Origin of the sequence: Desulfovibrio sp. 3_1_syn3 (assembly GCF_000145315.2) — a bacterium.
Classification (GTDB): domain Bacteria; phylum Desulfobacterota; class Desulfovibrionia; order Desulfovibrionales; family Desulfovibrionaceae; genus Desulfovibrio; species Desulfovibrio fairfieldensis.
Map to the genome: position 1 here is coordinate 214,199 of NZ_ADDR02000003.1, position 11,770 is coordinate 225,968.

At 62.5% G+C, this 11,770-nt stretch carries 12 protein-coding genes; 8 read left to right on the forward strand and 4 right to left on the reverse strand.

Going from position 1 to position 11,770, the window contains the following annotated elements; translation table 11 throughout:
- Positions 1-21 precede the first annotated feature (21 nt).
- From HMPREF0326_RS15365 to proC, 3 genes are all read left to right on the forward strand, one after another.
- Positions 22-1,344 carry a divergent polysaccharide deacetylase family protein gene (locus HMPREF0326_RS15365; RefSeq protein WP_008686078.1) on the forward strand — a complete coding sequence of 441 codons (1,323 nt, stop codon included), beginning with the start codon at positions 22-24 and terminating at the stop codon, positions 1,342-1,344.
- A gap of 106 nt (positions 1,345-1,450) precedes the next feature.
- Positions 1,451-1,870, forward strand: a complete 420-nt coding sequence (gene ndk / locus HMPREF0326_RS15370; RefSeq protein WP_008686077.1) for a nucleoside-diphosphate kinase — start codon at positions 1,451-1,453, stop codon at positions 1,868-1,870.
- Between the two features lie 3 nt (positions 1,871-1,873).
- On the forward strand, positions 1,874-2,680 hold the full coding sequence (proC, locus tag HMPREF0326_RS15375; RefSeq protein ID WP_008686076.1) for a pyrroline-5-carboxylate reductase: 807 nt from the start codon (positions 1,874-1,876) through the stop codon (positions 2,678-2,680).
- A gap of 83 nt (positions 2,681-2,763) precedes the next feature.
- Here proC and HMPREF0326_RS15380 read toward each other — a convergent pair whose 3' ends face one another.
- On the reverse strand, positions 2,764-3,225 hold the full coding sequence (locus HMPREF0326_RS15380) for a MarR family winged helix-turn-helix transcriptional regulator (protein WP_008686075.1): 462 nt from the start codon (positions 3,223-3,225) through the stop codon (positions 2,764-2,766).
- 211 nt (positions 3,226-3,436) lie between these two features.
- Between HMPREF0326_RS15380 and HMPREF0326_RS15385 the strand changes: the two genes are divergently transcribed.
- Entirely contained in the window at positions 3,437-4,663 is a 1,227-nt protein-coding gene (locus tag HMPREF0326_RS15385; RefSeq protein ID WP_009303848.1) for an MFS transporter, read from the forward strand.
- 260 nt (positions 4,664-4,923) lie between these two features.
- Here the strand turns inward: HMPREF0326_RS15385 and HMPREF0326_RS15390 are convergent, their stop codons facing one another.
- Together HMPREF0326_RS15390 and HMPREF0326_RS15395 are read right to left on the reverse strand one after the other, a co-directional pair.
- On the reverse strand, positions 4,924-5,766 hold the full coding sequence (locus HMPREF0326_RS15390; protein WP_008686073.1) for an AMIN domain-containing protein: 843 nt from the start codon (positions 5,764-5,766) through the stop codon (positions 4,924-4,926).
- A 41-nt stretch (positions 5,767-5,807) separates the two neighbouring features.
- Positions 5,808-6,575, reverse strand: coding sequence for a tetratricopeptide repeat protein (locus HMPREF0326_RS15395; RefSeq protein ID WP_008686072.1), 768 nt, complete (start codon positions 6,573-6,575; stop codon positions 5,808-5,810).
- 93 nt (positions 6,576-6,668) lie between these two features.
- On the opposite strand from HMPREF0326_RS15395, the gene HMPREF0326_RS15400 reads away from it, so the two are divergent.
- On the forward strand, positions 6,669-7,013 hold the full coding sequence (locus HMPREF0326_RS15400) for a hydrogenase maturation nickel metallochaperone HypA (RefSeq protein ID WP_020990729.1): 345 nt from the start codon (positions 6,669-6,671) through the stop codon (positions 7,011-7,013).
- Positions 7,014-7,119: 106 nt separating this feature from the next.
- Positions 7,120-7,779 carry a hydrogenase nickel incorporation protein HypB gene (hypB, locus tag HMPREF0326_RS15405; RefSeq protein WP_008686070.1) on the forward strand — a complete coding sequence of 220 codons (660 nt, stop codon included), beginning with the start codon at positions 7,120-7,122 and terminating at the stop codon, positions 7,777-7,779.
- Positions 7,780-8,017: 238 nt separating this feature from the next.
- Here hypB and HMPREF0326_RS15410 read toward each other — a convergent pair whose 3' ends face one another.
- Positions 8,018-8,992, reverse strand: a complete 975-nt coding sequence (locus tag HMPREF0326_RS15410; protein WP_008686069.1) for a hypothetical protein — start codon at positions 8,990-8,992, stop codon at positions 8,018-8,020.
- Positions 8,993-9,214: 222 nt separating this feature from the next.
- On the opposite strand from HMPREF0326_RS15410, the gene HMPREF0326_RS15415 reads away from it, so the two are divergent.
- Together HMPREF0326_RS15415 and HMPREF0326_RS15420 are read left to right on the forward strand one after the other, a co-directional pair.
- Positions 9,215-9,970 (forward strand): SPOR domain-containing protein, encoded by a 756-nt coding sequence (locus HMPREF0326_RS15415; RefSeq protein ID WP_020990730.1) that lies wholly within the window; start codon positions 9,215-9,217, stop codon positions 9,968-9,970.
- 206 nt (positions 9,971-10,176) lie between these two features.
- On the forward strand, positions 10,177-11,643 hold the full coding sequence (locus HMPREF0326_RS15420; RefSeq protein WP_009303843.1) for a catalase: 1,467 nt from the start codon (positions 10,177-10,179) through the stop codon (positions 11,641-11,643).
- Positions 11,644-11,770 lie beyond the last annotated feature (127 nt).

The window sequence follows — 11,770 nt, forward strand, 5'->3', positions numbered from 1 at the left end:
GCGAGACGGCATACGTTCAGCGTGCAAAATAAAGGAACAGATACCGGCCCCCTGACCGGACCCCACGGGTCCGGCGGGGGGCTGCGCGCTTCCACTCGCCTGGGCTTGGGTGGTCTGGCCTGGCTGCTCTGCTCCCTGGCCTTTTCGCTCTGGCTGGGCAACGGGTCCATGGCGCCGGGGAATTTTTCCGGTTCCGCCGGTCGCGCGCCGTCGTTCCAGCAAACTGGCGAAGGACGGGACGCGACCGAGGAGCCTGAGGCGCGGGCCGAGCGAATGATACTGGCCCGCCTGGATGCTCTGGTTATCCAGACGTTGCCCCTGGCCCTGCCGCTCGCCCGCTGGCAGCGCGAAGAAGGGCTGCCCTTGGAGGACGAAGGATCGGCTGCCCGTGCTTACCGGGTTACAGGGCCTTGCGCGCCGCTGCGCCTGGGTGTGGCCCTGTTGGAAAAGTTGCGCTCCGCCGCTGATCCGGATTTTCCTCATCTTTCCGCCGTTGACCCGGAGCGTTTCCGCCCGCGCCTTGCCTGGACGGACCAAGGCGCGCTGGAAATTCGCCTGAACGGGCGGCCGACGCATCGTTTTCATTTTCCCGGCAAGGAACGGGCTCTGGCGGATCTGGCCCGACCCCTGCCTCAGGCCGCCCTGATTCTGGTCATTGATGACCTGGGGCAGAGCCTGGAGCCCGCCGAGGATCTGGCCGCCTTGCCCTTTCCCGTGGTATTGGCCGTCTGGCCGCACGCGCCCAGGGCGGGCGCGACGGCCGACCTGGCCGGACAGATGGGCCTGGATTGCCTGGTGCATCTGCCCATGGAGCCTCAGCCCCGCGCCGACGGCTTCCGTCCCAAGCCGGGTCCGGGCGCGCTGTTCGCGGATATGAGCCGGCACGCCCTGGCCTCCGTGCTGGAACCGGATCTGGCGGCACTGCCCACGGCGCTGGGCCTGAACAACCATATGGGTTCCCGTTTCACGGGCAGCTCCGCCGCCTGCCGCCTGCTCTGCGCGCAACTGGCCGGGCGCGGTTTCTTTGTGCTGGACAGTCTGACCCAGCCCCATTCCCGGCTGGCGGAGGAAGCCCGTGCCGCCGGGCTGGTCAGCGTGGCCCGTGCTGTTTTTCTGGATACGCGCCGGGATGTTTCCGCCGTACTGGCCGCCTTGGACGCGGCGGCGGCCAAAGCCCGCAGTGCCGGTTTCGCCGTCGCCATCGGCCACCCGTACGCGGAAACTCTGAGCGCTTTGCGCCGCTGGCAGGACAAGGCAGGTGTGGCCGTGGTGCCTCTGCGCCGTCTGGTCTGGCACCTGGCGCAACTCCAGGCGCGGGACGGCGCGCGCGGCGGCAAGCGTTGATTTTTCACGAACACGGCTTCAGACAAATCCTTGCCGCGAAATGCGGGCAGGCGGGCTTTGCCCGCCGTAAGTGAACATTTCAAGTGTTAAACTCTAAGGAGCGGACATGCTGCAAACCACTCTTGCCATCATCAAGCCGGACGCCGTGGCGCGCGGCCTTGCCGGGGAAATTCTGGCCGCCGTGGAGGCCGAGGGCCTTCGCCCCGTGGCTCTGAAAATGCTGCGGTTGAGCAAGGCCCAGGCCCAGGGCTTTTATGCCGTGCACAAAGAGCGCCCCTTTTTTGACAGCCTTACGGACTACATGTCTTCCGGACCGGTGGTCTGCGCGGCCTTGCGCGGCGAGGACGCGGTGGCCCGCTACCGGGCGCTGATGGGCGCCACGAATCCGGCCCAGGCCGAGCCCGGCACTCTGCGCCGCAAATACGGGCAGAACCTTGAAGCCAACGCCGTGCACGGTTCCGACTGCCCGGAGAACGCCGCTGTTGAGCTTGCATATTTCTTCAATGCCTTGGAAATGACGGAGTAACGTATGAGCAGAACAATCGGCTGCATTGGCTGCGGCAATATGGGCGGGGCCATTCTGGCCGGTTTCGCGGACAGGCTGGGGGACAAGGGCTATAGCTTCTGCGGCTATAACCGCACGCCGGAACGCATGCGCCCCTTGGCGGACAAGGGCGTGCGGGTCATGCCCGACGTTCTGGAAACCGCGCGCAAATCCGATGTGCTGTTGCTGGCGGTCAAGCCATACCAGGTGGCTTCCGTGCTGGAGGAAATGCGTCCGGCCCTCGACGGCGGCAAGGTGCTGGTTTCCGTGGCGGCGGGCGTGAGCCTGAAGAGCCTGCGCGAGGCCGTGGGCGGGCAGTGCCCGGTGGTCCGCTGCATGCCCAATACTCCGGCGCTGGTGGGGGAGGGGGTTTTTGCCCTCTGCTTTGAGGACCCGGCGCTGGACCGGGAAGGCAAACTCGAATTACTGGAACTTTTCGGGGTTCTGGGCCTTTGCCTGGAAATGCCCGAAGCACGCTTTACCGCTTTTTCCGCGCTGATCGGCGCGGGCCCGGCCTATGTTTTCGAGATGATGCAGGGCCTGGTGCAGGCCGGGGTGACCCTGGGCTTTCAGCACAGGGAGGCCAGGCGCATGGTGGCCGCCCTGTTTGTGGGTTCGGCGCGTATGGCCGAGCAGAACCCCGCGCCGCTGATGCAGTTGCGTGACGAAGTCTGTTCGCCCGGCGGCCTGACCATCGCCGGGGTCAATCATCTGGATCGCGTGGGCCTGCTGGGCCAATTGGTGGATGCCGTGCTGGCCGCCGATGCGCGGGGCCGGGAGATGGAAAGCTGAATCTGTGAGCCCTGGCGTTTGCTCGGGCCGTCAACTCCGCCATGGAGGGAATCTGAGTACTCAGATTCCCTCCTGTTTTTTTTTCAGCCTTCCTCCACCTCGCCGCTGGTGCGCGCTTCGCCTTGTCCCCTGTATTCCCTGGCGGATTGCGCCAGACGTCGCAACAGCGCCTGTAACGTCTGTTTTTCCTCTTCGGAAAACATGCTGGTGGTGGCGGCATCCCATTCCGCAACGACTTTCATGATATGCGGATATGCCTCATAGGCACGCTGCGTCGGGTGCACGGTGGTCGTGCGCTTGTCTTGCGGATTGCTTTCCCGGCGGATGAAACCGGCCTCCTCCAGTTGCGCCAGCACTCGCGTCACGTTGCTCTTGTTGATGCCGATGCGCTCGGGCAGCTTGTCCTGCGTGATGCCCGGTTCTCTGCACAGCACGGCAATGAAGAGATATTGACTGGTGTTGATGCCGTACGGCGCGAGGGCCTTGGCGAGATACATGTAGTAATAGCGGTTGGCCAGGGTGATCCATTTGCAGGTCAGTTCCAAAGTACGCTCCCGGAGCATTTAACACTTGAAATGTTCGGTTACGGCGGGCAAAGCCCGCCTGCTCCCATTTCGCGGCAAGGGTTTGTCCGCAAAGAGCTGCGGATAAACCCTTAGGCCGGGCCGGACGACAGTTCCAAACCTCTGCTTGACACGAGAGAGAAAACACATAATCGTTGCCCCCGCAACGATTTTTATGAACAGGAGATATGAGATGCTTGATCGCCGCATCCGCCGCAAGCAAACGGCGGGCGTATCCAACGTGGGGGCCGGTGGGGCGTTGCGGGAGATTTGCAATCGCAACTTCAATGTGGTGACGCTGATCAACCTTCTGGTCATGACGGCCTACTACCTGATCTTCGTCACCAGCACCTCCTATGCCAGAGAGGCTTATCTGGCAAGCCTGAGCACGGCTGGTTTCACTGCGGGCATTATGGTCATCGGCTGCCTGGCAGGGCGTTTCGTCACCGGCAATCTGCTTTCGTTTTTCGGTTGCCGCGCCGTTCTTCTCGCCGGGATCGTGCTGTACACGGCCAGCATCGCGGGTTTTTTCCTGGTGGATTCCTTGCCCTGGCTGTTCGTGCAACGCCTCTGGGCGGGCGTCGGCGTCGGCGTCATCGGCACGGCCACGGGAACCATTGTGGCCTATGTGATCCCGCAGCGGCATCACGGGCTCGGCGTGAGCCTGTTCAGCATGAGCACGGCTCTGGCCCTGGCCCTGGGGCCGTTTCTCGGTATCAGCCTGAGCAACCACATAAGTTATGCGGCGCTGATGCGGATCAATGTGGGCATTGCCTTGGTCTGCCTGCTCATCTTTTTCGGGCTGGCGGCCCTGCCTTCCATGCGTCACCGACATCGCTCGCTCTTCAGCCTCAACAGTTACATTGACCCGCGTGTGGTGCGTTTTTCCCTGGTGGCACTGGTGGTCTGCTTGAGCTACGGCTGCGTGCAGGCCTTCATGACCTCCTTTGCCGCCGAGCGCTCCCTTTCCGGTCCGGCGAGTCTCTTCTTTCTGCTGTATGCCGTGGCGGCCCTGGCTACCCGCCCGCTGACGGGCCGCCTGTTCGATACCCGCGGCGAGAACGTCATTTTTTATCCCATTCTGCTGTTGACCGCGCTCTCCCTGATCATGCTGGCCCGCGCGCACAGCAGTTGGATGCTGCTGCTCTCCGGCCTGGCGCTCGGCATGGGCTTCGGCAACTTCCAGTCCGTGGGGCAGGCCGTGTCGCTTTCGCTGGTGTCGCGTTCGCGTTTTGCCCAGGCCACCACAACTTTCTTCATATTTTTTGACCTGGGCATCGGCCTGGGGCCCTATATTTTCGGTTTTCTCGTCCCCACTCTGGGCTATGACGGCATGTATCAGTCCCTGGCCTTCACCGTGCTTGCCGGGCTGGGCCTTTACTATGTTTTGCACGGGAGGCTCGCGGGCGGCGGGGCCTGAACGTCATCCTGAACGGCACTCCCCGGAATCCTGTGGGACCTGTTGGCACTATGCCTTTTTGCCCGCTCGCTACGTGCGGCAGCCGTTGTCCGAAGGACTTGCGGGTGGCGACAGCAACGATAGGCTGAAGGCGGCGTCAATGCTGAGAGTGCCAATTCTCAACGTTAATCTGCTCTGAGAACGTGGATACGCCGAAAAAAGCAAAGCCCTTCCGAGCATTCGGAAGGGCTTTGCTTTGTGCTGTAAACGGAAAAACGAGTTTACTGATCCACCCGCACGTCCAGGGTGTTGCCGTCCTTGGCAAGCACAAAGCGGGTATTTTGGGGTTTTGCCTTGAGGTCGATGACCACACGGGTCTTGTCCGCCATTTTGCCGATGCGCACATTGCTCACCAGGGGATTCTTGGGCACGCCCGGAGCCTTGATCTGCCACTGGCCGTCCAGGTCCACCACCACGCGGTCGGGATTGGTCAGATTCATGCTCTTGTAGCGGAGAGGCGCGTTGCCCTCCAGGCGCACCGTGGCTCCCTTGTCCCGCGCGAAGACCACAAAGCGGCTGATGTTGCGCTCACGCGGCGCGGCGGCTTTTCCCGCCCTGGGCTTTTCGGTCTTTGTCTTTTCGGCTTTGGGCTTATCCGTCTGAGCCGGGCGTTCTTCTTTTTGGGTTTCGGCGCGGGCCGGAGCGCTGCTTTCCGTTTTGGCGCTTTGGGCCGTGCGCTCCATCGCCGGAGGCGTGCTCATATTCTCACGTGCGGCGGCCTGCGGGCCGGGGGCCGCGGGCGCGGCCGGGGGCATCTGGGCCCGTTCGCTGACATCTTCCACCACGGGCGCGGCCTCGGCGGCGTCGTCCCTGGGCAGAGGCGGCAATTTGGGTTCTTCGCGGGCCGCTTCCTGCGGTGCGGCGGGCGCGGTAAAACCGTTCTGGGCGGCATCCGTCGACAGGGGAGGCAGACCGGCGCCGCTGTCCGGCGCGGCCGGTTCGCCGGCTTCCGCCGTGGGGGCCGGAACAGGTTCGGATTTGCGGCCCAGGCGTTCATTGAGCATGATCAGCGCCATGCCCAAGATGCAGACCGCCAGAAGAAGACTGAGAATGACTTTGTTCATGCCGTATGGCTCCTGCCGAAAGGCGAGTTGCTCGCTCGGGCTCAGCGTGGCCGCCGGGGGCGGTTTTTGCCGGGCCGAAGCTGTTTTTCCTTGCTGATATGGGCCAGCATCCTGGGGTAGACGGCTTCGCGGGCGTCCAGGCGCATGGCCGTGCGGACGTGTTCAGCGGCTTCGTCGTATGCGCCCATGGCGCAGAGGATGCGGGCCAGGTTGAAATGGGCGTGGTCGTCCTCCGGAGAGAGTTCCAGAACCCGTTTGCCGAAACGCAGGGCCAGATCCGGCATGGCATTTTTGCGCAGTTTCGCGCCGAAATCGCGGAACATATGCTTGTGGGCGGATGAGATATTCTCCGTGGTGGACGCCAGTTGTTCCAGGGCGGTAATGGCGGCCTGCCGTTCGCGCGGGCGCTTCAGGCGCAGCAGAGCCTTGCGGAAACTCTCCCGCAGAGTGATTTCCACCTGTTTGGTCCGGCGCGCCGTGTCCAAATGCCGCAGCAGCTCGTCGTCCAGTTCCGGCGCATCCGCAACCGGAGCGGGCGCGACGGCGCGCGCGTCCGGAAGGTCCGCCAGGGCGCGGACGTCCAGCATGGTCATGGGCATGGCCAGGATGGAGGGCTCGGACCGGAACTGCGCGGCAAAATGGGCGGCGCTGACGCGTCGCGCCTCCGCCTTGGGCTGGAAGGCATTGTCCAGTTGTTGCACCGCGTAGCCTTGCTCCGCCAGGTCCCAGGCGAAGAAGAGTGTCTTGCGGGTGCCGTCCGCCTTGGCCAAAGGCTGGGAATATACGCCAAGATATTTGGGAGGACGCATAGGCGAAATGTACATCATTTGCGCCGAATGGCAAGATTCCCCCCGCGCCCTTTACGCAGCCGGGCCTTTGGGCTAGCATGGGGAATGCACGAAATGGCCATTGCACAAAGCCTTCTGGCTATGGCAGAGGAAGAAATCGGCCGCCGGAATTGCAGCCGTCTTGAACTGGTGCGCGTGGAATACGGCGCGCTTTCAGGTGTGGTGCCCGAATCGTTGCAGTTCGGTTTTGAAACCATGATCAAGGGCACGCCCCATGAAGGGGCCAGACTGGAGTTGGTCTGTCTGCCTTTGCGATTGCGCTGTCCGTTTTGCGGCGAAGTGTTCGGCGGCGAAGGGCAGGACGCTCTCTGGCAGCCCTGCCCCGGCTGCGGCGAGCAGTTCGGGCATGTGGTGGAGCAGGGCAAGGAATTGATTTTGAGTCGTCTGGAAGCGCGCTAAAATGTTTTCGCGTTGAAATCGGCAATGCTCCGGTGGCGGGAGCTGAAGCCCGCAAAATGTATATCTCACTCGGATACCGGCAGAATTTGGAGATAAGGAGAAAAGTATGCAGATTCCCGTGGTGCGCAACGTCCTGGAAGCCAATGAAAAAATGGCCGCCCATGTGCGGCGGCAGCTGAGCGGGCGCAAGATTCTGACCCTCAACCTGATCAGCTCTCCGGGCGCGGGCAAAACCTCTCTCTTGGAGCGCACCCTGTGCGACCTGGCCGGGGAATTCCGCATGGCGGTCATTGAGGGCGACTTGCAGACCGACAACGACGCCCGCCGGGTAGCGGCGACCGGGGCGCAGGCCGTACAGATCAACACCGACGGCGGCTGCCACCTGGACAGCAACATGATTCTCACGGCTCTGGACAATCTGGAGCTGGACGGCCTGGATATCCTCTTCATCGAAAATGTGGGCAATCTGGTCTGCCCGGTGGAATTCGACTGCGGCGAGGATGCCAAGGTGGCCCTGCTCAGCGTGACCGAGGGCGACGACAAGCCCGAGAAATATCCCCTGCTGTTCAACCTGGCCAAGGCCATGGTGCTGAACAAGGTGGACCTGCTGCCCCATGTGGATTTCGATATGGACCGCGCCCGCGCCTTTGCCACCAAGCTGAACAAGGATCTTCGCGTGCTTGAGGTTTCCTGCCGCAGCGGTGAGGGCCTTGATGCATGGTATGACTGGCTGCGCAAGATGCGTGCGGAGAAGAAGGCGTCGTAGCGAGACGAAGCCGCGCCGATTTTATAAAAAACCGTTGGCGCTCTGGAAAATTTGCTTTCCTTGCCGGAGAACAAATTTTTCAGAGCGCCAACGGTTTTTAGAGCAGATTAACTTTGAGAATTGGCATTCCCAAAGTTTTTAAGCCGCTCGCTCTGCTGTCGTCATCCGTAAGGCGGCATAGCCGCCTTACGGATGACGCTCGTGGCGGGCGTCTGCCTATGCAGCCGCCAAAGCAATTTTAGCGGCCGCCTTCGCCGCCCTGGTAGGCCGCCACATCCACGACCAGGGTTCTGGAACTCTGGCGCAGGGTCAGCGTGAAGAGTTGTACGTCGCGCTGCGGCGCGTCGGCGTCGGCCAGAGCGGGCAGCATGGCGGCCGGGGCCAGCATCAGGGTGGCCTCACCCCGGCCGGATTGCAGAAAATACTCCAGGGCCCGTTGCAGGATGTCCTTCTGCTTGGCCGTATCCATATCCGTCATTTCTGTAAAATTCATGTCCAGGCCGGGCAGCTCAGCCTGCCAGGGCGCATAGCCCTGGCTGTAGAGCGTCCGCAGCAGGGCGGCCAGATTGGCGTCGGTCAGGTGCTGCCGCAGCTCCAGATGCCCAAGGCGGTCGCGTCCGGAAAGGGAGCCGCTTCCGCCGGAGGACTGGCTCGGCGCGAGGCGCGCGGCCCAGACCATGCCCGCGAAGCCCAGGCTGGTCAGCACTGCGTCATTGTCGTCCCGAGGGGGATCGGGCTCCAGCAGGGAACAGACATCATTCATGGTCATGCCGGGGCGGAACTGGTCCAGGGTGCAGACCGGCCTGCTGAGTTCGCCGGGCAGCAGGCTTTGGGCATTGCCGTTGATATGTCGTGAGATATTGTTCTTCTGTTCCAGAATCAGACAGGCCGTATGGTCGCCGCAGAAGGTCAGGCGGCGCGCCTGGGCCAGGGGCACGGCCTTGAAAAACCAGAAGGCCAGGCCCGTATCCACGCGCAGGTCCGCCGTGACTCCGGGATTTTCAATATCGTCCCGTGCGCCGGGGGCCATGTCCAGACGCACGAAATATGTGGTCCGGCCCTGGTGGAAGCGGATATTAAGCAGGTCCCGGCTGGTCTGATTGCTGACGGTCAGGCAGGAAGGCGTTTCGGCGGCCGACGAGCCGCGCGCCGGAAAGACGCAGAGAGGGGCGAGCAGCAGAAGCGCGACAATGCGGCAACGCGTATTTTTCATGGCGGAACTCCGGTTGGAGATGGGTACGCCCGTACTGTAGCAGAGTGCGGGGGACGCCTGTCAAGGCGGCATGCGCATGGGCTCGGCCCCGTGCGGAGCCGTGCAGGGCGCGCCGGGTTTTCCTCCCTTTACGCTGGCGGGCCGGACTGCTATGGTGCTGGCATTGCTCGTGCCGGATGGCGCGCGGGCAGTAGTATATCAGTAAGAATACAAGGAGAATCTATGGCCCCCGCTTCCCGTTCGTCCGCATCCGGGCAAGACAGCCCCAAAACCGGTCCGCGCCTGCGCCCGTCGTCGCTGGTGGCGGCGTGTTTTCTGGTGCTGGCGGCCGTTGCCCTGGCCTATGTGGGCGGGGTTATGAGCGGGCGCGCATACGCGGTCAGGCACGCGGTCCCGGCCGCGGCGACGCAGCCCGGCGCGCGGGCGGACGCCGGTGAAAAGCCCGTGGACCCCATCAGCCAGGGCGCGGAAGCGGTACAGGACGGCGCGGACGCGGGCCAGCGGATACTGGCTCCGGAAGATCTGCGTTTCGCGCGGGCTCTGCGCAATGATTCCCCCAATGCCTCCGAGCCGGACCCGGCCCGGCCCGCTCCGGCAATGCCGCAGGCGACCGCCGCAGCGCCCGGTCAGGGCGCGCAAAACACACAACCCGGCCAAAACGCGCCGGGCGGTGTTTCCACCGCGCCCTTCGCCCCGGCCGTGCCGGAAGGCCAGACCCCGCCGCCCGCTCCGGCGGCCACCATGTTCGACTACGTCTTTCAGGTAGCGGCCTTCAAGGATGAGGACAGCGTGGACAGCCTGCGTCAGCGGTTGGAGGGCCGGGGGCTGCGCACCCGTATGCAGCGCGACGGCAAGCTCTTTCTGGTCCTGGTGCTGCTGCGCGGCGACGCCGTCCGCGCGGCGGAAGTGCCGCAGATCATGCAGGAGCTGCATCTGGGGCAGCCCATTGTGCGCAGCCGCAAGCCAGCCATGCCTTAAGCTGGGGCCATGAAATAAAATTTCCTTCATAAGCAATAGAGATTTTTCAATAAACCAAGCGGAGATCGATTTTTTCTTAAAAATAGTAACAATTACTATTTACAAAAATCGTCAGCCGTGCCATGCTTTTTCCAACGCAATACAAGCAGGTACGGAGCCGTTTTTTCTCACCCGATCCCCTCGGATAAACCAAGGAGAAAAGCATCATGGCAGATAATATGAAAAATAAAGACTCGCTCACCACCAATGCCGGCGCGCCGGTGCCCAATAATAATCATGCCCTGACCGCCGGTCCGCGCGGCCCCATGCTCATGCAGGACGTCTGGTTTCAGGAGAAGCTGGCCCATTTCGACCGTGAAGTGATTCCGGAACGGCGCATGCACGCCCGTGGTTCCGGCGCGTACGGCACCTTTACGGTGACCCATGACCTCACCAAGTACACCAGGGCTTCGCTGTTTGCTGAAATCGGCAAAAAAACCGATGTGTTCGCCCGGTTCTCCACTGTGGCGGGCGAGCGCGGCGCCGCTGACGCGGAGCGCGACATCCGCGGCTTTGCCCTCAAATTTTATACGGATCAGGGCAACTGGGACATGGTTGGCAATAACACGCCGGTCTTCTTTTTGCGCGACCCGCTTAATTTCCCGGACCTGAACCACGTGGTCAAGCGCAACCCGCGCACCAATATGCACAGCGCCAAGGACAACTGGGACTTCTGGACCCTGCTGCCCGAAGCCCTGCACCAGGTCACCGTGGTCATGAGCGACCGGGGTATTCCGGCTTCCTACCGGCACATGCACGGTTTCGGCAGTCATACCTACAGCCTGATCAACGCCAAAAACGAACGCTTCTGGGTTAAATTTCACTTCAGAACCCAGCAGGGCATCAAAAATCTCACGGACGCCGAGGCCCAGGAACTTATCGGGCGCGACCGCGACAGCCATCAGCGCGATCTGTACGAGCACATCGAAAAGGGCGACTATCCCCGCTGGACCCTGTACTTCCAGATCATGCCCGAGGAAGACGCCGAGAAGCTGCCCTACCATCCCTTTGATTTGACCAAGGTCTGGTACCACAAGGATTATCCGCTCATGGAAGTGGGCGTGCTGGAACTGAACCGCAATCCGGAAAACTATTTCGCGGAAGTGGAACAGGCCGCTTTCAACCCATCCAATCTGGTGCCCGGCATCGGCGTTTCACCGGACAAGATGCTTCAGGGCCGCCTGTTCTCCTACGGCGACGCGCAGCGGTACCGCCTGGGCGTCAATCACCATCTGATCCCGGTGAACAAGTCGCGCTGCCCCTATCACAGCTTCCACCGTGACGGCCAGATGCGCGTGGACGGCAACTACGGCAGCTACACCAGCTATGAGCCCAACAGCGAGGGCGCCTGGCAGGAACAGCCCGAGTTCGCCGAGCCGCCGCTGAAGATCAGCGGCGATGCGGCCCGCTGGAATTATCCCTGCGACGATGCCGACTACTTTGAACAGCCCGGCAAGCTCTTCCGGCTGATGAGCCCGGAACAGAAAGAAGCCCTGTTCGGCAATACGGCCCGCGCCCTGGGCGACGCGCCCAAGGAAATCAAGCTGCGCCACATCCGCAACTGCGCCAAAGCCGATCCGGCTTACGGCGCCGGTGTGGCCAAGGCCTGCGGCATTCCTGAAAGCGAAATCTGAGCCTTTTCAGCGTAAGCTCTCCTTAACGCAATTCACTTATTTCAAACATGGATTGCTCTCGCGGCGGCATGCCCGCGCCGCCGACGCTAATCCCCGAACCCCTCCGGATTTTTCCGGAGGGGTTTTT